At 40.4% G+C, this 21,660-nt stretch carries 19 protein-coding genes; 12 read left to right on the forward strand and 7 right to left on the reverse strand.

The genetic code is table 11. The features are described 5' to 3' along the window. A partial coding sequence (locus L655_RS0120170; protein WP_029752211.1) for a group II intron maturase-specific domain-containing protein occupies positions 1-378 on the forward strand: 378 nt, incomplete at its 5' end. A 159-nt stretch (positions 379-537) separates the two neighbouring features. Here L655_RS0120170 and L655_RS0120175 read toward each other — a convergent pair. Together L655_RS0120175 and cspD are read right to left on the reverse strand one after the other, a co-directional pair. Continuing rightward, positions 538-2,760: an NADP-dependent isocitrate dehydrogenase gene (locus L655_RS0120175; RefSeq protein ID WP_024606092.1), complete on the reverse strand. Its 2,223-nt coding sequence runs from the start codon at positions 2,758-2,760 to the stop codon at positions 538-540. 511 nt (positions 2,761-3,271) lie between these two features. Beyond that, positions 3,272-3,490, reverse strand: a complete 219-nt coding sequence (cspD, locus tag L655_RS0120180; protein WP_002962500.1) for a cold shock domain-containing protein CspD — start codon at positions 3,488-3,490, stop codon at positions 3,272-3,274. Positions 3,491-3,698: 208 nt separating this feature from the next. On the opposite strand from cspD, the gene clpS reads away from it, so the two are divergent. Beyond that, a complete protein-coding gene (gene clpS, locus L655_RS0120190; RefSeq protein WP_007585109.1) occupies positions 3,699-4,007 on the forward strand; it encodes an ATP-dependent Clp protease adapter ClpS in 309 nt (102 codons plus the stop codon). Positions 4,008-4,075: 68 nt separating this feature from the next. Continuing rightward, a complete protein-coding gene (gene clpA, locus L655_RS0120195; protein WP_024606093.1) occupies positions 4,076-6,337 on the forward strand; it encodes an ATP-dependent Clp protease ATP-binding subunit ClpA in 2,262 nt (753 codons plus the stop codon). A gap of 214 nt (positions 6,338-6,551) precedes the next feature. On the opposite strand, the gene infA is transcribed toward clpA, so the two are convergent. The 4 genes from infA to trxB all read right to left on the reverse strand — a co-directional run bounded on the left by infA (position 6,552) and on the right by trxB (position 9,322). Further along, positions 6,552-6,770 carry a translation initiation factor IF-1 gene (infA, locus tag L655_RS0120200; RefSeq protein WP_002962494.1) on the reverse strand — a complete coding sequence of 73 codons (219 nt, stop codon included), beginning with the start codon at positions 6,768-6,770 and terminating at the stop codon, positions 6,552-6,554. A 90-nt stretch (positions 6,771-6,860) separates the two neighbouring features. Beyond that, entirely contained in the window at positions 6,861-7,565 is a 705-nt protein-coding gene (locus L655_RS0120205; protein WP_024606094.1) for an arginyltransferase, read from the reverse strand. Next, on the reverse strand, positions 7,558-8,274 hold the full coding sequence (gene aat, locus L655_RS0120210) for a leucyl/phenylalanyl-tRNA--protein transferase (RefSeq protein ID WP_024606095.1): 717 nt from the start codon (positions 8,272-8,274) through the stop codon (positions 7,558-7,560). Before aat ends, L655_RS0120205 begins: the two co-directional genes overlap by 8 nt. Before the next feature lie 97 nt (positions 8,275-8,371). Then, the gene (trxB, locus tag L655_RS0120215; RefSeq protein ID WP_024595506.1) at positions 8,372-9,322 is read right to left on the reverse strand and encodes a thioredoxin-disulfide reductase; all 951 of its coding nucleotides are present in this window, start codon (positions 9,320-9,322) and stop codon (positions 8,372-8,374) included. 287 nt (positions 9,323-9,609) lie between these two features. Here trxB and pssA point away from each other — a divergent pair, with 287 nt between their 5' ends. Next, complete coding sequence (gene pssA, locus L655_RS0120220; protein ID WP_024606096.1) at positions 9,610-10,935, forward strand: CDP-diacylglycerol--serine O-phosphatidyltransferase; 1,326 nt, start codon at positions 9,610-9,612, stop codon at positions 10,933-10,935. Between the two features lie 107 nt (positions 10,936-11,042). On the opposite strand, the gene ald is transcribed toward pssA, so the two are convergent. Next, the gene (gene ald / locus L655_RS0120225; protein WP_002962982.1) at positions 11,043-12,164 is read right to left on the reverse strand and encodes an alanine dehydrogenase; all 1,122 of its coding nucleotides are present in this window, start codon (positions 12,162-12,164) and stop codon (positions 11,043-11,045) included. A 142-nt stretch (positions 12,165-12,306) separates the two neighbouring features. Between ald and lrp the strand changes: the two genes are divergently transcribed. The 8 genes from lrp to L655_RS0120265 all read left to right on the forward strand — a co-directional run bounded on the left by lrp (position 12,307) and on the right by L655_RS0120265 (position 21,460). Then, complete coding sequence (gene lrp, locus L655_RS0120230; protein WP_024606097.1) at positions 12,307-12,786, forward strand: leucine-responsive transcriptional regulator Lrp; 480 nt, start codon at positions 12,307-12,309, stop codon at positions 12,784-12,786. A gap of 173 nt (positions 12,787-12,959) precedes the next feature. Next, complete coding sequence (locus L655_RS0120235; protein WP_024606098.1) at positions 12,960-15,458, forward strand: DNA translocase FtsK 4TM domain-containing protein; 2,499 nt, start codon at positions 12,960-12,962, stop codon at positions 15,456-15,458. Then, the gene (gene lolA, locus L655_RS0120240) at positions 15,455-16,081 is read left to right on the forward strand and encodes an outer membrane lipoprotein chaperone LolA (protein WP_024606099.1); all 627 of its coding nucleotides are present in this window, start codon (positions 15,455-15,457) and stop codon (positions 16,079-16,081) included. Before L655_RS0120235 ends, lolA begins: the two co-directional genes overlap by 4 nt. Then, the gene (locus L655_RS0120245) at positions 16,074-17,417 is read left to right on the forward strand and encodes a replication-associated recombination protein A (RefSeq protein WP_024606100.1); all 1,344 of its coding nucleotides are present in this window, start codon (positions 16,074-16,076) and stop codon (positions 17,415-17,417) included. Before lolA ends, L655_RS0120245 begins: the two co-directional genes overlap by 8 nt. Further along, a complete protein-coding gene (crcB, locus tag L655_RS0120250; protein WP_021032117.1) occupies positions 17,410-17,790 on the forward strand; it encodes a fluoride efflux transporter CrcB in 381 nt (126 codons plus the stop codon). Before L655_RS0120245 ends, crcB begins: the two co-directional genes overlap by 8 nt. Positions 17,791-17,799: 9 nt before the next feature. Next, positions 17,800-19,104: a serine--tRNA ligase gene (gene serS, locus L655_RS0120255; RefSeq protein WP_024606101.1), complete on the forward strand. Its 1,305-nt coding sequence runs from the start codon at positions 17,800-17,802 to the stop codon at positions 19,102-19,104. Between the two features lie 367 nt (positions 19,105-19,471). Continuing rightward, positions 19,472-19,708 (forward strand): hypothetical protein, encoded by a 237-nt coding sequence (locus L655_RS0120260; protein WP_024606102.1) that lies wholly within the window; start codon positions 19,472-19,474, stop codon positions 19,706-19,708. 213 nt (positions 19,709-19,921) lie between these two features. After that, a complete protein-coding gene (locus L655_RS0120265; protein ID WP_024605401.1) occupies positions 19,922-21,460 on the forward strand; it encodes a transposase in 1,539 nt (512 codons plus the stop codon). The last annotated feature ends 200 nt before the right edge of the window (positions 21,461-21,660 follow it).

Here is a 21,660-nt window from a genome sequence, read left to right on the forward strand (position 1 = left end):
AAACGATTAACAAAGCGAAATAGTGGCATGAACTTAATTGAAGTAATAAAAAGACTCAATCCAGTGGTGCGCGGCTTTGTAAATTATTTCAGTATAGCCAATTGTAAACGAGTGCTAAATTTGTTGGCAAGGTGGGTGAGACGACGATTAAGGGCAATTCAGTTAAGGTTGTGGAAAAACCCAGCGAGGTTGCATAAGCGACTAAAACAATTAGGGAAAAAGCCGCCATTTAAGTTCATCAAAATGAACTCATGGCGAAACTCTCTAAGTCCATTATCGAATGTAGCGATGCCAAACCAATGGTTTGAGGAGCAAGGTTTATATTCAATGGAAAAAGTAAGTACAGGATGGCTTGCTCAATCGGCGTTTAGAAAATAAGCCGAAGGGATAGAAGAATACAGGAGCCGTATACGAGGCCCGTACGTACGGTTCTGTGAGAGGGATGAGGCAAAAGCCTCACCCTACTCGATGTAAAGTTTAGACATAAAAAAGCCGCTTACTTTTGCAAGTAAGCGGCTTTTAAATTTAAACTAATATTTATACTAATTTAGCAAGAATATCGTTAAATGTAGTGCTTGGACGCATCGCTTTAAAGGCTGCATCATCGTTAGGCTGGAAGTAACCGCCTAAATCAACTGCAGGGCCTTGCGCATCGTTAAGTTCACTTACGATTTGCTCTTTATTAGACTCAAGGTCGCTAGCGATTTGAGTAAACTGTGCTTTAAGTTCACTGTCATCATTTTGCTTAGCAAGTTCTTGTGCCCAGAATAAAGATAGGAAGAAATGAGAACCACGGTTATCAATTTCTTTCACTTTACGTGAAGGAGACTTGTTTTCTGCTAAGAAAGTACCAGTCGCTTTATCTAGCGTATCAGCAAGAACTTGTGCCTTGTTGTTACCCGTAGTTACGCTTAGGTGCTCAAGAGATGCAGCAAGTGCTAAAAATTCACCTAAAGAATCCCAACGTAAGTGGTTTTCTTTTTCGAATTGTTGAACATGCTTAGGTGCAGAACCACCCGCGCCAGTTTCAAATAATCCACCACCGTTCATAAGTGGAACAATTGAAAGCATTTTAGCACTCGTACCTAGCTCTAAAATTGGGAATAAATCTGTAAGGTAATCACGTAAAACGTTACCTGTTACAGAAATAGTATCTTTACCTTCTTTAATACGCGCTAGTGAGAACAATGTTGCTTCAAGCGGTGCTAAAATTTGAATATCTAGGCCAGCTGTATCGTGATCTGGTAGGTATTTATTTACTTTTTTGATTAGCTCTGCATCATGTGCACGGTTTTCGTCTAACCAGAAAATAGCTGGAACGCCTGTTGCGCGTGCACGATTTACTGCAAGCTTAACCCAATCTTGAATTGGTGCGTCTTTAACCTGACACATACGCCAGATATCGCCTTGCTCAACACTGTGCTCAAGTAATGTATTACCATTTGCATCAACAACACGGATAGAACCGTCCGCTTTTGCTTCAAATGTTTTGTCGTGTGAACCGTATTCTTCAGCTTTTTGAGCCATAAGGCCAACGTTTGGAACGCTACCCATTGTTGTTGGATCAAACGCGCCATTTTCTTTACAAAAATCGATAGTTGCTTGGTAAACACTTGAGTAACAACGATCAGGAATTACAAAGCTAGTGTCTTGTAATTTACCATCGTTATTCCACATTTGACCGCTTGAACGGATTGCTGCAGGCATAGATGCATCGATGATCACGTCACTTGGTACGTGTAAGTTTGTAATACCACGGTCAGAATCAACCATAGCAATAGCAGGGCGGTTAGCGTAAACAGCTTGAATATCTGCTTCAATTTCTTCGCGCTTAGCATCGTCTAATGTTTGAATTTTAGAATATACGTCGCCTAAACCATTATTTACATCAACACCTAGCTCTTCAAAAAGCTCACCGTGTTTAGCAAATACATCTTTGTAGAATACTTTTACAGCGTGACCGAAGATGATTGGATCAGATACTTTCATCATTGTCGCTTTCATGTGAAGCGAGAACAAAACACCTTTCTCTTTAGCAGCGTCAATTTCTGCAGCTAAGAAAGCTTGAAGCTTAGAAGCGCTAATGCTTGATGCATCAATAACTTCGCCAGCTAAAAGAGGTGTGCTTTGTTTAAGAACAGTAACGTCACCGTTAGTTGCAACATGTTCAATACGCACATCAGTGGCTGTATCAACAGTTACTGATTTTTCTGAACCGAAGAAATCGCCTTCGCTCATACTTGCAACGTAAGACTGAGAATTTTTGCTCCACGCACCCATTGAATGTGGGTTGTTACGTGCATATTCTTTTACAGAGCCTGGCGCGCGACGATCTGAGTTACCTTCACGTAGGACAGGGTTTACTGCACTACCTTTAATTTTATCGTAAGCCGCTTGAATTGCTTTTTCTTCATCATTTTTAGGTTCAACAGGGTATTCTGGAAGAGCGTAACCTTTTGCTTGAAGCTCTTTAATTACAGCACGAAGCTGTGGTACAGATGCACTGATGTTTGGTAATTTGATGATGTTTGCTTCTGGTGTTTTAGCAAGCTCGCCAAGTTCAGCAAGTGCATCACCAATGCGTTGTTCTTGTGTTAAATAATCAGGGAAGCTAGCAATTACACGACCTGCTAATGAAATGTCGCGAGTTTCAACTTCAACACCGGCCGCATTTGTATATGCTTGGATGATCGGTAGCAACGAATAAGTTGCTAGTGCCGGAGCTTCGTCCGTTTTTGTATAGATAATTTTTGATGTCATCATCATTCCTAGATAGTCGACCGATAAGGTCTTATTCAACAATGCAAAGAAAATCATTACTTATGAGTGAGTACATATTATTAAACAAGTTAATAAACACGTACGCTCGTAATGAGTAGTTTGTTAGGTGTTGGTACTCAGCGTTGCTCTTTTATAAAAGCAGAATAGTCACACCTGACGAACTGGAATCGTATTTATAGCTAAAAAATTAACAAAAATAAATCAGCCTTTAGCCTAGTACATATAAAAGAGGCGATAAGGTGTTATGCGCAATTTTTAGCACCAAGAGTGTAACAAGCTTAAATAAAAAGGGCTAGAGTTTGAGCATGCCCAATAAGCAGTTAAACAATCAACTCTTAGAACATTGGGGTATATAAAATAAATTCAAGGAAAAGGGTTGAATTTGAATGAAAAGAGGCAATAAATAAGAGAAGAAGAGATAAGTTAGTATGCTTAAGGAATTAAGCGAGGATCTTAAAAGGTCGCTCGCTTTAGTCGAACAAAACAATCGTCACTCAATAATGTCACCATCTGGGGCAATATTTTTAGCGTGTAGGCCTTTAGGCCCTTGTTCTAATTCGAATGTTACATCTTGACCAGCTTTAAGCGTTTTATAGCCGTCCATTACAATTGTTGAGTAATGAGCGAAGATATCATTCTCGCAGCCGTCTTCTACGATGAAACCAAAACCTTTGGCGTTGTTGAACCATTTAACTTTACCACAAGCCATACTTCTACATCCTTCAATAAGTTGACTAATTTAGTTATTCTAAACCGTATAATTTGCTAGACTGACTAAGGTTTAATCAATCTATGTTTGACTGTAGTTTATTTAGCCAACCAGTCAAGTGTTTTGAGTTATTTTTTAACATTTTATTTATTTTTTATTCAAGTTTGCTTGAGTTACAAAGACAAGACTATATTTAATTATGAGTGGTATGAAAGATTCAGGTGTTATCGATACAGTTCGCGACAGCGAAAAGCAAAAGCTACAGCCGCCGCGAAAATATAAAGTTGTTTTAAATAACGACGACTACACGCCGATGGACTTTGTAATAGAAGTTTTAACGACGTTTTTTAATATGGATAGCGATAGAGCAACCGACGTGATGCTTCAGGTTCATGAAAAAGGTAAGGGTATATGTGGTGTTTACAGCGCTGACGTAGCCCACACCAAAGCTGAACAAGTTAACCGCTACGCGCGTGATAACGAGCATCCACTGCTTTGTAGTTGTGAGCAGGAATAAATACCAATTAGGGTGATCAAACATCCGATTGTTGTGGTATAAATTATTATCTCAGTAAGGGGTTGCCAATGCTAAACAAAGACTTAGAACTCACATTAAATGCCGCGTTTCGTGAAGCGCGCACTCGCCGTCATGAGTTTATGACCGTAGAGCACCTTTTACTTGCGCTGTTAGATAATCCTTCTGCAGGAGAAGCCCTAAACGCGTGTGGTGTTAATATTTCTGGTTTAAAAACCGAATTATTAGAATTTATTGACGAAACAACACCCGTCATTCCAGATTTAGAAGAAGAGCGTGAAACTCAGCCAACACTTGGCTTTCAACGTGTATTACAACGCGCTGTGTTCCATGTGCAATCGTCAGGTAAAAATGAAGTCACTGGCGTGAATGTGCTAGTTGCTATTTTTTCTGAGCAAGAAAGCCAAGCTGTATATTTACTTAAAAAGCATGATGTATCGCGTTTAGACATCGTTAACTTTATTTCGCATGGTATTTCTAAAGCAGATGATGAATTAGGCAACGACAGCGACGATATTCATGATGAAGTGCAAGAAGTTCAAAATGAAGAAGCAAGCAAGCTAGACAGCTTTACAACTAACTTAAACGTTCAAGCTCGTGAAGGTAACATTGATCCACTGATCGGACGCGACAGCGAAGTAGAGCGCACGGTACAAGTATTGTGTCGTCGTAAAAAGAATAACCCATTACTTGTTGGTGAAGCGGGCGTTGGTAAAACAGCTATTGCTGAAGGTTTAGCGTACCGTATTGTGAACGAGCAAGTACCAGAAGTAATTGCAGATGCAGTTGTGTACTCACTAGATATGGGGGCATTGCTTGCAGGTACTAAATACCGTGGCGATTTTGAAAAGCGCTTTAAAAGCTTATTAAAAGAGCTTCAGGCACAACCTGGGTCTATTTTATTTATTGATGAAATACATACCATAATAGGTGCTGGTGCAGCGTCTGGTGGCGTTATGGACGCTTCAAACTTACTCAAACCACTTCTTTCAAGTGGTAAGTTACGTTGTATGGGTTCAACCACTTACAATGAGTATAAAAATATTTTTGAGAAAGACCGTGCATTAGTACGCCGTTTTCAAAAAATTGATGTACTTGAACCAAGTGTTGCCGATACCACTAAAATTTTAAATGGATTAAAAGAGCGTTACGAAGAGCACCATGGTATTCGCTACACTCAAAAAGCATTAAAAGCAGCTGCTGAACTTAGTGCTAAATACATTAATGAGCGCCACTTGCCAGATAAAGCAATTGATGTAATTGATGAAGCGGGAGCTAACCAACGTTTACAGCCTAGTTCTAAACGTAAAAAAACCATTGGTGTGGCTGATATAGAGCTAATTATATCTAAAATGGCACGTATCCCAGCGCAAAGCGTCTCGTCAACAGATAAAGAGACGCTTAAAAATCTAGACCGTAATCTTAAAATGCTGGTGTTTGGACAAGATCAATCCATTGATGCGCTTACATCGGCTATTCGTTTATCTCGCTCAGGTTTATCAAGCGAAGAAAAACCAGTGGGTTCGTTCTTGTTTGCAGGCCCAACAGGTGTTGGTAAAACAGAAGTAACTAAGCAACTTGCTAAATGTATGGGTGTTGAGTTTATTCGTTTTGATATGTCGGAATATGTAGAGCGCCACGCAATCAGCCGACTAATTGGTGCTCCACCAGGATATGTTGGTTTTGAGCAAGGCGGGTTATTAACCGAGGCGGTTATTAAAAACCCACATGCGGTTGTACTTTTAGATGAGATTGAAAAAGCGCATCCAGATATTTACAATATTTTACTACAAGTTATGGATCACGGTACGTTAACCGATAATAACGGTCGTAAAGCTGATTTTAGAAATGTAGTGGTTGTAATGACTACCAATGCGGGCGTACAAGAAACTACGCGTAAGTCGATTGGTTTTACAGAGCAAGATCACACGCACGATGCAATGGGCGAAATTAATAAAGTATTTTCGCCAGAATTTAGAAACCGTTTAGATAACATTATTTGGTTTAACCACCTTGAACGTGAAGTTATTTTACTGGTGGTTGATAAGTTTATTGTGGAACTGCAAGCTCAGCTTGATAAAAAATCGGTTAATCTTGAGCTTACGCCTAAAGCGCGTGAATGGCTCGCAGATAAAGGTTATGACAAGGCTATGGGTGCACGTCCAATGGCACGTGTTATTCAAGAAGAGCTTAAAAAGCAATTAGCTAATGAAATACTGTTTGGTGAACTTGTTGATGGCGGTACAGTTAAAGTATCGGTTAAAGACAAGAAGATCCGCTTTGATTACGAGAGCAATTTAACGCCAGCGTAAAACGTTAATTACACAACTAAGTTAAATAAAAATGGCCCGCTAAATAATAGCGGGCCATTTTTTTGCCATTTTTATAGGCAACAAAAAACCCAGTAAAAACTGGGTTTTTTGTTTATTAAATGTAATTGCTAGTCAATGTCTATCAATTACATTTAATAAACGCTTAAAGCTAGTAAAACACTAGCCAAAAACTAAATCTCGTTTACGCACTTACTTAGCGAGCACGGAATACGATACGACCCTTTGATAAATCGTAAGGAGTCATTTCTACCGTTACTTTATCGCCGGTTAAAATACGGATATAGTTTTTGCGCATTTTGCCTGAAATGTGAGCCACAACTACGTGACCATTTTCTAGCTCAACTCGGAACATTGTATTTGGTAAAGTATCAAGGACTGTCCCTTGCATTTCGATTACGTCTTCTTTCGCCATGTTTAGCGTAACACCTCTTTAATAGTTAAACGCTGCAGATTTTGCCCAAAATACACCAATAAGTAAAGGCGCAGGGACTATATTTGCAAATTAAATAGCCACCCACTCATCATTGAGCTGTTTTTGAGCTGGTAAAAACTGAGTTTTGTACTTCATTTTATCGCATTCATCAATTTGATAGCCTAAGTACACGTATTGCTTATTTTGCTCTTTTGCAAATTTAAGCTGCTCTAATATCATCACAGAGCCTAAACTATAGTGTTCAAAGTCGGGGTCAAAAAAAGTATAAATTGCAGAAATAGAGCTGTTCATACAATCAGTTACGGCAACTGCGGCTAAAGTATCTTGGTGCCATAGTTCAATAAATGTGATTTTGAGCCAACTGCAAAGTAAAAAGCTTTGAAACTGTTCTTTTTCAGGAGGATACATACTTCCATCCTGATGGCGCATCGTTATGTATTTACTATAGAGCGGATAATACTCAGGGCGTTCTTGCGTTGAATATTTTACTTCAAACTGGTTTTTTGCTTTGTTTAGTTTACGTTTTTGCGATTTTGAAGGGATAAAGTCTTGTGCTAATACACGTACAGAATTACATGCACTGCATATTGGGCAATGCGGACGATATATTTGGTTACCACTGCGACGAAACCCTAAGCCTAATAATGACTCAAATTTGTCTGTGCTGTAGCAACTAGGATCTAGAATAACTAATAGTTGCTCTTGTCTGTTGGGTAAATAACTACAGTCAAACTCTTGGGTTAAACCAACACGTGCAGGAAGTTGCTCATTCATAGATTGCGTCAAGTTCTTGTGGCTCCCACATAATAGGATTAATAATATAGTTATGTGCAGCTTTTAGTTTAGTCAAAAATGTTGAGCGGGGGATTACTTGTGCACCTAAGGTCATTAAATAAGGGTTTTCTAACTGGCAATCAATAAAATGCGCATTATGACGTTTAAGCCAATTTACCAGTGCCCACATAGCAAGCTTTGAGCAATTGGTTTGATGATGAAACATCGATTCACCACAAAAAACACCATATTGCATAATACCATATAAGCCACCTGCAAGCTCTCCGTTGCTCCACACTTCTAAGCTATGGGCAATGCCAGCATTGTGTGCATTAACATAAGCGTTGAGCATGTCAGAGGTGATCCAAGTGCCATCGGTATCAAGGCGTTGATCGCGACAAGCTTCTATTACCTCCTCAAAGGCATTATTAATGGTTACTTTTACAGGGTGCTTTTTTAAATGTTTACGCAGGCTCTTACTTATATGAAAATCATTAAGCTCAAAAATGCCTCGCTCGCTGGGCGACCACCACATAATAGGCTCATCTTCACTAAACCAAGGGAATACTCCGCTTTTGTAGGCATTACTTAGGCGAGGTAAACTCAAATCTCCGCCAATTGCTAACAAGCCATCAGGGGATTCTAATGCGTATTCCGGATTGGGGAATGCTATATCGTTTTCGCTTAATTGGTATAGCTGATTTCTCATACAGTACTTATTTTATAATTGATCGTAAAAGTGTAACTATATTTTAGACATAAAAAAAGGGCTGAATAATCAGCCCTATTATAATTTATTTAATTGCTTATAAATTATCTAAGAAACGCTCTGCATCAAGGGCAGCCATACAGCCTGTACCCGCTGATGTGATTGCTTGACGGTAAATGTGGTCAGACACATCACCTGCAGCAAAAACGCCCTCTACACTTGTTTGAGTTGCGTTACCATTCAATCCAGACTCTACAACTAAGTAGCCGTCTTTCATTTCTAGTTGACCAACAAACATATCTGTATTTGGCTTATGACCAATAGCAATAAATACACCGGCTAAATCTAGCTCTTCTGTTGCATCAGACTGTGCATCTTTAATACGAATGCCAGTTACGCCCATTTGGTCGCCTAATACTTCGTCAAGCGTACGGTTGTAATGTAAAACAACGTTACCGTTAGCTGCTTTTTCAGCTAGGCGATCTGCAAGTATTTTTTCACTACGGAAACTATCACGACGGTGAATAACATGTACTTCGTCAGCAATGTTAGATAAGTATAGCGCTTCTTCAACCGCTGTATTACCACCACCAACAACCGCTACTTTCTGACCTTTATAGAAAAAGCCATCACATGTAGCACAGGCTGAAACGCCACGGCCTTGGAAATTAGTTTCAGACTCTAAGCCTAAGTATTTAGCAGAAGCACCTGTTGCAATGATTAACGCATCACATGTGTAAGTACCTTGGTCGCCAGTTAGTGTGAAAGGGCGCTTAGATACATCTACTTTATTGATGTGATCGAATATGATTTCAGTTTCAAAGCGCTCAGCGTGCTCTTTCATACGATCCATTAATGCAGGGCCCGTTAAGCCGTGTGCATCACCAGGCCAGTTTTCAACTTCAGTCGTGGTTGTTAATTGACCACCTTGTTGAATGCCTGTAATTAAAACAGGGTTTAAATTTGCACGTGCTGCATATACTGCGGCAGTATAACCAGCTGGGCCAGAGCCTAAAATTAGTAGCTTACAATGTTTTGCTTCAGTCATTATTTTTTCCTAAACGTTTAATACGGTCTTTAATGCGCTCGATTCTAAGAAAATCAAGGCAGATGTAAACAAAATCCGCGATTATTTTTTTTCTCAAATCGAAAGGCTGTGCAGTATTGTGTACTAGAGCTCTATGCTTTTACAGTTAATATGTCAAAGTAGCTCAAAAAACAGACTAACAGGCAATAAAACAGCGTTAATTCATGACCCCCTTGATTTTTTTTGTTATGTTTTACCTAATTTTATTTGTCACTGATAGATTATGTGACCTAAGTGAATAGGCAACTATGTTATTTTGGCAGGAAAAACCCGCATTCGGGTTGACTTCAAAAGACGTTAACGTCTTAACCAATGCGCAAGATTACCGAACGCAATTGCTACGTTTGATAGCTAACGCAAAAAAACGAATTTACATTACGGCATTGTATTTACAGGATGACGAAGCAGGTCGCGAAATTTTAGAAGCGCTGCATCGTGTGTCATTGGCAAACCCGGCACTTGAGATAAAAGTGCTGGTGGATTTTCATCGCGCGCAACGTGGATTAATTGGCGCTGATAAATCAGACGGTAACGCAAGTTTATACTGTGACGATTTAGAAAAGTTTAAATCGAACGTACAAGTTTATGGCGTACCTGTAAAAGCTAAAGAATTGTTTGGCGTATTGCATTTAAAAGGTTTTGTAATTGACGACACCTTACTTTACAGCGGCGCAAGTTTAAATAACGTTTACTTGCAGCATAACGAACGCTACAGACTCGATCGCTACTTTTTAATAACGCAGAACGAACTGTGTGACTCAGTGGTTGATTTTATTGAGACAAAGCTACTTTCATCAGTGGCTGTGCCACGTATAGACACGCGACCGCTTAAGCGTTTGCACGACTTTAAGCTTGATCAAAAGCAATTAATGCGTGATTTAAAAGTCGCAAGTTATAACGCAGCAGAGCAGCTAAATACGCAAGCATTAGGTATTCGCTTGTTTTTAGGACTCGGGCGTCGTAATAACGAGTTAAATCGTTTAATAAAAGCGTTATTTGATACAACAGAGCAAGAGCTTGTGTTGTATACGCCATACTTTAATTTTCCGGCACCGCTTATGCGATCACTGCGCCGATTATTAAAGCAAGGCAAGCAAGTGACTATTGTTGTAGGCGATAAAACAGCAAATGATTTTTATTTACCGCCAAGCGAGCCGTTTAGTAAAATAGGGGCATTACCTTATTTATACGAAACTATTTTGCATAAATTTGTAAAAACGCAAAAGCGCCATATCGATAACGGTAATTTAAATGTGTATCTGTGGAAAGATGAAAGCAATTCGTTTCATTTAAAAGGTATTTGTTCAGATAGAACAAAACATTTACTGAGCGGGCATAACTTAAATCCGCGTGCATGGGGTCTTGATATCGAAAACGGTATTTTAATAGAAGATCCAGAGCAAACAATTATGGATGCTATTGATAACGAAAAGCAGGAAATTTTACAACACTGCCGACGTTTAACAGGCCCAAATGATTTAGAAACAATGGATGATTACCCGCAGCCAGTTAAAAAACTACTTGGCCAAGCTAAGCGCGTAAAAGTAGATTTTATAATTAAGCGTTTCATATAAATTTACTTTAAATCAGACATAAAAAAAGCAGCTAATTAGCTGCTTTTTTATGTGTTGTAGTTAAGTTACTATATTATTTAATACCAACCTAACTACGAAACGCTAAATTATGCGTTTTCTACCGCTGTGCGTGGGTCAACATATTCCATGTTGAACGCTTCAGCTACTTCTTTGTAAGTTACTTGGCCTTTAATTACGTTTAAGCCTTTTAAGAAGTGAGCGTCATCTAGTAGCGCCTTTTTATAACCTTTGTTTGCAAGGTTAATGATGAAAGGCAATGTTGCATTGTTAAGTGCAAACGTAGATGTGCGTGGAACAGCACCTGGCATGTTAGCAACACAGTAGTGAACAACTTCATCAACGATGAAAGTAGGATCAGCATGCGTCGTTGCTTTAGAAGTAGCAATACAGCCACCTTGGTCGATTGCAACGTCAACAATTGCAGAACCAGGTTTCATTGCTTTAATGTGCTCAGCAGTTACTAGTTTAGGTGCAGCTGCACCAGGGATTAGTACACCACCGATTACTAAATCAGCTTCTAGTACGTGTTTTTCTAGTGCATCAGCAGTTGAGTAAATAGCTTTAACTTTATTACCAAATTGCGCGTCTAGTGCACGTAATACGTCGATGTTACGATCAAGAACGACAACTTCAGCACCAAGGCCAACAGCCATTTGAGCTGCGCTACGACCAACCATGCCGCCGCCAATTACAACAACTTTAGCAGCTTCAACGCCTGGTACGCCACCTAGTAGCATGCCACGACCGTGGTTAGATTTTTCTAGCGCTTGTGCACCAGCTTGAATAGACATACGACCAGCAACTTCGCTCATAGGAGCAAGAAGCGGTAAACCACCGCGTGAGTCAGTTACAGTTTCGTATGCAATACAAATAGCTTTGCTTTTTACAAGGTCTTCAGTTTGTGGAAGATCAGGTGCAAGGTGTAAGTAAGTGAAAAGAATTTGGTCTTCACGTAGCATTGCACGTTCAACAGCTTGCGGCTCTTTTACTTTTACAATCATGTCTGCTTTAGCAAAAACATCAGCAGCAGTTGCTAAAATTTCAGCACCCGCTTGTGTGTAATCTTCGTTAGTAAAACCAATGCCCATGCCTGCATCAGTTTCTACAATCACTTGGTGACCGTGGTTTACTAATTCACGAACACTTGCAGGAACCATACCTACACGGTATTCATGGTTTTTAATTTCTTTAGGAACACCAATAATCATATCATTTGCCTTATTAAGAACGGATTAACATTTTTCACTATTATATTCATCATAAGCCCGTGTGTCTCACCTTTTTTAAAGTTAAATCTAGTGTTATCATCTATATAACAAAAATAAACAGCATAAAAAACTAGTTGGCACTATGTATCAGTTATTAGATAGAATTGACCGTAAAATTTTAATGGAATTACAGCACGATGGACGCCTTTCAAATGTTGAACTGGCCAGGCGAGTTGGCCTAAGCGCCACGCCCTGTCTGGAGCGAGTGAAAAAGCTAGAACGAGAAGGCTACATACTTGGCTATAAAGCAGTGGTCGATCCAGCTAAGCTTGGGCAAGGTTTATCGGTGTATGTAGAAGTAACAATTACTAAAACATCTCCCGACGTATTTGATGAGTTTAGTGCAGCCGTTAAAAAGCACGAAGAAATTATCGAATGTCATTTAGTATCGGGTAATTTTGATTTTTTACTTAAAACGCGCGTAAATGATATGTCAGAATACCGTGGTGTATTAGGTGACATATTATTAAAGTTGCCTAACGTTAGTGAAAGCCGAACTTATGTAGTAATGGAAGAAGTAAAAGGTGAAGAAGGCGTAATTATTCGTCCTTATATTACTTAAGGTTATTTATATTAGCTGCGTCATTTGCTCATATAAGCTCAAATTATAAAAACTTGTTCATAATCAGGCCATCAAGGTTAAGATAAAGTGCAACAAATTGCATTTCCTGCTAAGGTATTTCACTGCTAAGTAAGTGTGAATAAAAATAGAATAATAAAGAGGAATAGGGAACTATGCGCCTAAACGGTGTGCAAAGACTATTAGAAACAGGGCTGATTATCAGCACCTTTACGGCAATATTTATTTTATGTGCCTTGATCAGCTTTGATCCAGCAGATGCTGCATGGTCGCAAACTAGTTTTAGCGAAGTAAGCAACATCACAGGAGCAGCCGGTGCATGGATAGCCGACATTTTATTACTCACCTTTGGTTGGTTGGCTTACTTAGTGCCAGCGGCCATTCAGCTATTTGGCTACTTGCTATTTAAACAACCTCACCGCATTTTACAGCTTGATTACACCACCTTAGCGCTGCGTGTTATTGGTTTTGCTTTATTTATTACCTCAGCTACCGCTATTAGCAGTATCAATTTTGACGATATTTATAACTTTTCCTCTGGTGGGGTAGTGGGCGATGTTATTGCATCAGCCATGATGCCTGCGTTTAACTTTACCGGTACATCTATATTATTGCTGTGTTTCTTTTTTGCCGGGCTTACCTTATTAACGGGTGTATCGTGGGTTGATTTTGTAGATTACCTTGGCGATTTAATGGTTAGGCTTTATCGCTATGTTGTATCGTATGCTAAAGGCTGGATGCACCGAGAACATACTGCAGGTAAAGTAAATAATAACGATGAAGCAGACGCCCATTTTGAAGACGATATAAAAGAGCAGGTAGAGCTGCCTACATCAGCTAAAAAAGCAGATAAACAAAAAGCGATAGATAAGCCTCAAACACCGTTTAGTGAACCACAAATCAGTGATGACTTTATGCCGTTTGATGAACTTGACGATATACTCGATCAAGAAATTGGCTTTAGCGCCATAGACGACGAACCAATGGACACGGCTGCTGCATTAAATGCGCTTGATCAAAGCCCAGTTGTGGAGCCTGAAAAACCAGTTACAACGGTGGTATCGCCAGCAAGACCAATGCCTAAACCAAAAGCGCAATATCAACCACCACCAACGGCAAAAGAAAAATTTGAGCAATTATTAACGCAAGAGCCACCACCAGGGCCATTACCATCGCTCGATTTACTCGACAGACCGGATAAAGCTAAAAACCCAATTTCGCAAGAAGAGCTTGATAGCGTATCGCGCCTAGTAGAGACAAAACTTCTCGACTTTAACGTACAAGCAACCGTAGTAGCGGTATACCCAGGCCCCGTTGTTACGCGTTTTGAGCTAGATTTAGCGCCAGGTATTAAAGTGTCTAAAATTACAGGCTTAGCTAAAGATTTAGCCCGTTCGCTTTCGGCAATTAGTGTACGTGTTGTAGAAGTTATCCCAGGTAAAACCTATGTTGGTATTGAGCTTCCAAATAAACACCGTGAAATAGTTCGTTTATCAGAAGTAATAAACGCCCCTAAATTTGAGCAAAATCCGTCGCCTCTTACCATGGTGCTTGGTAAAGACATTGCTGGTCAGCCGGTATGTGCTGACTTAGGTAAAATGCCACATTTATTGGTAGCCGGTACAACTGGTTCAGGTAAATCAGTGGGCGTTAATGTCATGATAGTAAGCTTACTTTACAAATCGGGTCCTGACGATGTACGTATGATCATGATTGACCCTAAAATGCTTGAGCTTTCAGTATACGAAGGCATTCCGCATTTATTGTGTGAAGTAGTTACCGATATGAAAGAAGCTGCTAACGCATTGCGTTGGTGTGTAGGCGAAATGGAACGTCGTTATAAATTAATGTCAGCATTGGGTGTGCGTAACTTAAAAGGTTACAACCAAAAAGTGCTTGAAGCCAATGAAGCGGGTTACCCAATTCTTGATCCATTATTTAAAGACACCGATGGCATGAAAGAAGGCCCCGACGAGCTAGGTAAATTACCAAGTATTGTTGTAGTAATAGACGAATTTGCCGACATGATGATGATTGTAGGTAAAAAAGTAGAAGAACTTATTGCACGTATTGCTCAAAAAGCACGTGCGGCAGGGATTCACTTAGTGCTTGCTACGCAGCGCCCGTCAGTTGATGTAATTACCGGCTTAATTAAAGCTAATATTCCAACACGTATGGCGTTTCAGGTATCGAGCAAAATAGATTCACGGACAATACTTGACCAACAAGGCGCAGAAAACTTACTAGGCATGGGCGACATGCTTTATTTACCGCCAGGCACTAGCGTACCAGAGCGTGTGCATGGCGCGTTTGTAGACGACCACGAAGTACACGCCGTAGTAAACGATTGGAAAGCACGTGCTAAACCAAATTACATTGACGAAATACTCAATGGCGATGCCACTGAAGATATTTTATTACCGGGTGAAGCTAGCGAAAATGCAGATGAAGAATGTGATCCGTTATACGACGAAGCTGTGTCGTTTGTAATTGAAACCGGCAAAGTATCGGTATCGTCAGTGCAACGTAAATTACGTGTTGGCTATAACCGCGCAGCACGTTTAGTAGAACAAATGGAAACATCGGGTATCGTGAGTTCACCAGGTCATAACGGTGCTCGCGATGTATTAGTACCTAATGGAGCAAATTCATGAAAAAAGTTAACGCCTTATTATTAGTGTTAGGCAGCGTACTTGCCGCACCAAGCTTTGCTGACGACAGCCAAGCATTACAAGACAGACTTGCCACTTTAAAAAGCTTTAAAGCGCAGTTTGCACAACAAGTAACAGACAAAGAAGGCCAAGCAGTTATGCAAGGCGAGGGCACAATAGCGCTTCAACAGCCTATGATGATTCGCTGGCAGCAAACTAATCCAGACGATACGTTATTTGTATCAAACGGTGATAAAACATATTACTTCGACAGCTTTGCTGAGCAAGTAACAATTATGAAAACCAGCAGCCTAATCGACTCAACACCATTTGTGCTACTGACATCAAAAGACCCAGCACAGTGGGAAAAATACAGCGTACTTGCAACAAGTACAGGCTTTAGCGTAACGCCAAATAAAGGCGTAGAAAGCCAAGTAGAACAACTTGATATAGCATTTGCGGGTAACGAGCAAGGGCTTGCTAAACTAGTGGTTACCGACAATTCAGGGCAGCTATCGTCATTTACGTTTAACAATGCCCAAGTTAATACGCCGCTTGATCAAAGCAATTTTGAATTTACGCCTCCTGAAGGTGTTGAAATAGACGATCAGAGTAACGGTGAGTAATTTAGGTTTTAATTTTGGGCCCGATGTACGCCCACTTGCTGCGCGTATGCGCCCTACAACGCTTGATGAATACATTGGTCAGCAGCACTTATTAAGTGCTGATAAACCACTGCATCAAGCCATTGTCGCGGGGCGATGCCATAGTTTAATTTTATGGGGTCCGCCTGGTGTGGGTAAAACAACACTTGCGCAAATAATTGCCAACCATGCTGATGCCTCACTTATTCAAATGTCGGCGGTAACTGCAGGCGTAAAAGATATACGCGACAGCGTAACGCAAGCGCGGGACAACCTAGAAAGCCGTGGCCAACGCACCCTTATGTTTGTTGACGAAGTTCATCGCTTTAATAAATCCCAACAAGATGCCTTTTTACCGCACATAGAAGACGGCACCTTTATATTTGTAGGTGCAACCACAGAAAACCCATCGTTTGCCCTTAACAACGCTATATTGTCGCGTGCACGCGTGTATGTTTTAAAATCGCTTGCCGATACCGACTTATACACCGTAATAGAACGCGCACTTAAACAAGACGAACAATTAAGCCAAAAGCATATCACTATTGCCGAGAATGCTAAAAAGGCACTATGCCAAGCAAGTGGCGGCGATGCGCGTAAAGTACTTAATTTACTTGAACAAGCAGTTGACTTAACAACCGAGCAAAACGGGCAATACAACGTTGACGAGCACGTACTTAGCCAAGTACTGCCTACTCATTTAGCTAAATACGATAAAGGCGGCGATGAGTTTTACGATTTAATATCAGCCTTTCATAAATCAGTACGAGGTAGTTCCCCTGACGGCGCACTGTATTGGTATTGTCGAATTTTAGCTGGTGGCGGCGACCCTTTGTATGTAGCAAGGCGTTTACTTGCCATTGCAACAGAAGATATTGGTAACGCCGATCCGCGCGCAATGGAAGTGGCCTTAAACGCATGGGATATATTTCAGCGAGTAGGCCCAAGCGAGGGCGAACGTGCAATTGCACAAGCTACATTGTACTTAGCCAGCGCACCTAAAAGTAATGCGGTGTATATGGCGTTTAATCAAGCCAAAGCAGATGCTCAAAACGAGCCAAGTTACCCCGTGCCAGAGCACCTGCGTAATGCGCCAACCAACTTAATGAAAGACTTAGGCTACGGCGCTGAGTACCGTTATGCGCATAACGAAGAAGGCGCATTTGCCGCAGGTGAAAAATACTTACCGCCAGAAATGGACGGCAAAGAATATTACTTACCGAGCGAGCGCGGCCTTGAGCAAAAAATTAAACAAAAACTCGATTACCTAAAAGAGCGCGATGCGCAAAGCCCACTTAAACGGTACGAAAATGATTAAACTTTATATGATGATCGCCCTTGGCGGAGCCTCAGGTGCGTGTTTACGGTTTTTTATTAGCGAAAGCATGCTAAAACTCCTCGGTAGGGGATTCCCTTTTGGCACGTTGACGGTTAATATTCTGGGTTCATTGTTAATGGGCATTTTGTACGGTTTGATAGATAAAGAAATTATCACCGCAAGCCCCGCCAAAACCCTTATCGGTATTGGCTTTTTAGGTGCATTAACCACCTTTTCAACATTCTCAATGGACTCGTTGTTGTTATTACAACAAGGTCACTTTATTAAAATGGCCCTCAATATCATCTTAAACGTGATGGTGTGTATTTTTATGGCTTGGCTGGGCCTTCAGCTAGTAATGCAAAAAGGTTAAAAAACTAACATGTTAGATTCTAAATTTTTACGTCAAGACATCGAACAAACTGCAGCACGTTTAGCGGCTCGCGGTTACGAACTCGATGTAGCGACGGTAACGGCACTTGAAGAAAAACGCAAAACATTACAAGTAAAAACGCAAGAACTTCAAAGTCAACGTAATGCAAGCGCAAAAGCAATTGGTCAAGCCAAAGCAAAAGGCGAAGACGCACAGCCACTACTTGATGCAGTAGCTAACTTAGGCAGTGAGCTTGACGCCGCTAAAACTGAGCAAGATGAAGTATTAGCCGCAATTAACGACATTGCTTTAGCAATTCCAAACTTGCCAGACGAGTCAGTACCTGCCGGTAAAGACGAAGACGACAACGTTGAAATTTTAACGTGGGGCACACCTAAAAAGTTTGATTTTGAAGTTAAAGATCACGTTGATGTAGGCCAAGACTTAAATGGCTTAGATTTTGAAATGGGCGTTAAAATTAGTGGCGCACGCTTTACAGTAATGCGCGGTCAAGTAGCGCGTATGCACCGTGCTTTAACGCAATTTATGCTAGATACGCACGCAGACAAAAACGGCTATACAGAAATGTATGTACCGTACTTAGTTAATAGCGCAAGCCTTTATGGCACAAGCCAATTACCTAAATTTGCGGGCGATTTATTCCACACATTAGGCCTTGTGAACGACGATGGCGAACAACAAGCCGGCTTTAGCTTAATTCCTACAGCTGAAGTACCGCTTACAAACAGCGCTCGCGACGAAATTTACGACGAAAGCGATTTACCAATCCGCTTAGTTGCCCACACGCCGTGTTTCAGAAGTGAAGCAGGCAGTTATGGTCGCGATACACGTGGCTTAATTCGTCAACACCAGTTTGATAAAGTTGAACTTGTACAACTTGTAAAACCAGAAGACTCAATGGCAACGCTTGAAGAATTAACAGGTCACGCAGAGCAAATATTACAAGCGCTAGAACTTCCGTACCGTAAAGTAATTTTATGTATGGGCGACATGGGCTTTGGTTCAGCTAAAACATACGATTTAGAAGTATGGTTACCTGCGCAAGACACATACCGCGAAATTTCATCATGTTCAAACATGGCTGACTTTCAGGCGCGTAGAATGCAAGCACGTTTTCGCCGTGAAGGTGTTAAAAAGCCAGAGTTACTTCATACACTAAATGGTTCAGGCTTAGCCGTTGGCCGTACACTAGTAGCCATACTAGAAAACTACCAACAAGCCGATGGTGCTGTAGTCGTACCAGAAGTATTACGCCCATACATGGGTGGACTAGAAGTAATTGGTAAACAATAAAATCAAGTTTAAGTTAAGCAAGCTTTAAGCTTGTAAGTCTTAATTTGAAAGCCGCTGTTTGTAATGAACAGCGGCTTTTTTGTTTTAGGTTAAAGGCAAAAGCTTAAAAAAATTTAAGTTATCTTTTTAATAATATCGCTTACACCTATTTTTTATAGTTCATTACTTTTTTGTCCAATATTACTGATCTCTACCATCTTGGAGCATTTCTACATTAAGGAAGCTTAAATACCGGCTAACTAGTTGTTTACAAGTGCTTATTAGCTGGTTAAATTAGATGCTTCGTAATATTTGGACATTTGTCGGTTTGTAAAGCGACAAATGTCGGATACAAAGTTGTTAGGTGTTTCTCAGGTTTGGAGTTCAAATGGGATTTAAGTTTTGGTTCGTTAGAGCATTAAAAGTATTTCTTGGAGTAGCAGCCTTACTTTTTATAGTTGAGTTGCTTAAACAGCATTCAGTTCAAGAAGCATTAATTTTTGCTTGTACTTGGTCTTTAATTACAACAACAGTGTTTATACTTTCAAGATTATATCAATCACGTAAAGGTGTAGAGTGTGCTTTATGTAATGATATTCCAGACAAAAGTGATAAAAACACCTAACAAGCGCCTTAACTCCGACAATGTAAAGTTGTCATGGTTTTGGCAAACAACGCAAAAAGCCACGCCAACACATTGCGTGTTAGGCGGGCGTTGAGGCTGTAGAATTACTCTTTTTAGGAACGTATCCAACTATTCTTGGTTGGTTGCTTTTTAACCTTGAATCCATCTGTTCGCTGTGATCTAATAGATATTATTCACCCACGGTAAACTGTTATGGCTAACTACAAGCCTGACTTATCCTGTCAAAATAAATTCATTCCTATCAATTTCGCTGAGCAAATTTTGCCTGGCACATTTGAATATGCCCTTTGTTATATCGTCGAAAATAAACTCGATTTATCGGGATTTGACGCGTGGTATAACAACGACAAAACGGGCGCTGCTGCGTATCCGCCTTCGGTAATGCTAAAGATTATTTTACTGGGCTATGCACATGGTTTTATCAGTAGCCGTCGGATTGCAAAGGCTTGCGAGCATAATATTTTATTTATGAGTGTGTCGGGTGATATCCAGCCACATTACACATCTATAGCGGGTTTTGTGGCTAAAATGCATGAACAGATTGAGCCACTTTTCACGCAAGTGCTGATGATATGTGATGAGGAAGACTTGATAGGCCGCAACATGTTTGCTATTGATGGGTGTAAATTAAAGTCCAATGCGAGTAAAGAGTGGAGCGGCACATTCGATGAGTTAAGCCGCAAAAAAGCAAAACTAGAACGCGCAAGCAAACGTATTATTGAACGCCACCAATCACAAGATGGACTGGGCGAAGAGTTGATAACACAGGACTTAAAACAAAAAGAAAAGCTGGATAGAAGTGCAGATAAAATCACCGATTTTTTAGCCACTCACGAAGAGAAAACAGGCAGTAAAGGCAAGCCTGTTAAAAGTAATATCACTGACCCAGATAGTGCGAAGATGACGACCTCAAAAGGGACAATTCAAGGCTACAACGGCATCGCGATAAACGATGATAAACATCAAATCATCCTGCAAGCACAAGCGTGGGGCTCAGTGGGCGAACAACAAACTTTACAGCCAGCCGTTGCACAATTAAAACAGCAACTCGCTAAACTCAATACAGAAAAAATGGCAGATAAACACACCATCAAATTCACCGCAGACAGTGGGTTTAACAGCGAAGTAAATCTTGAGTTTATGGCGCAAAGTGGGTTCGATACCTACATTGCGGATAACCAATTTAGAAAACGAAATCCGCTGTTTAAAGCCAGCGAAACATACGAAACTGAGCAAGAAAAGCGCCGACTAAAACGCAGTAAAGGCAAGGCTCGGTTATTTACCTCAGACGATTTTCATTATGATGAAGCAACCCAAACATGCCGCTGCCCAGCAGGTAATGATATGTGGCGAAGCGGAGTTAATGTAAACAGCCATAACCAACAATACACACGATTCTGCGGTTACTTAAAAGATTGCAAAGTATGTCCACTACAACAGCAATGTATGCGAAAACCACCGATAGAAAGAGGACGACAAGTGCAGTTTATAAATAATGAATCGCGCAAAAAGCTGAGCTATGTAGACAAAATGAAAGTAAAAATAGACAGCCCCATAGGTCGACGACAATATAGCAAACGACTTGGCTGTATTGAGCCAGTGTTCGGGAACATTACAGTGAATAAAGGCATGAATAAATTGACCTTACGGGGTCAAACGAAAGTGAATGCGCAATGGCAACTGTATTGCCTTGTTCATAATATAGAAAAGCTGCAAAACACGATGCATTAAGAAGGGTAAGCCCTCTTACTCTAAATAAAAGCCACTCAAACACCCGTAATCCCTTCCAAAACGCCAATTAAAACAATATCAAACACTTCTATATTCTGCGTGAAAATACAGTAATCAATTGAACCAAAATAGGAACTCAGCTATGGTTTGTTTATCAATAAAAACAAATTTAAAAACGAGTTAATCTACAGGCTCGTTAT

Origin of the sequence: Pseudoalteromonas sp. TAE79 (assembly GCF_000498015.1) — a bacterium.
Taxonomy (GTDB): domain Bacteria; phylum Pseudomonadota; class Gammaproteobacteria; order Enterobacterales; family Alteromonadaceae; genus Pseudoalteromonas.